At 71.7% G+C, this 283-nt stretch carries 1 pseudogene; it reads left to right on the top strand.

Annotated features, from left to right (window positions below):
- Positions 1 to 283, top strand: a pseudogene (locus tag E0702_RS16975) (Fe-S cluster assembly protein SufD); the annotation flags it as partial.

The following is a 283-nucleotide window of genomic DNA, read 5'->3' as shown; positions in this document are numbered from 1 at the left end:
CGGCTGGTCGCGTCCGGCCCGCGAGGCGGCGCTGGCCCGCGTGCAGGCCATGGGCCTGCCCGGCGGCCGTGACGAGTACTGGAAATTCACCCGCCCCGACACGCTGACCGCAGTCGAGGCGCCCGCCGCCGCCGTGATGGCCGCGGACGACGAGGCGCCGGTCTTCAGCGAACGCGACCGGCTCAAGGTGGTCTTCGTCGACGGCGTGTTCAGCGCCGAGGACTCCGATGATCTGGCGCTCGAAGGGCTGAGCATCGAGCGTCTCGCCGAGGCTTCGGATATC

The sequence above is a fragment of the Halomonas marinisediminis genome (assembly GCF_004347715.1).
Lineage (GTDB): Bacteria > Pseudomonadota > Gammaproteobacteria > Pseudomonadales > Halomonadaceae > Halomonas > Halomonas icarae.
The sequence above is the reverse complement of the archived record's forward strand: the minus strand, read 5'-3'. Positions and strand labels throughout refer to the sequence as shown.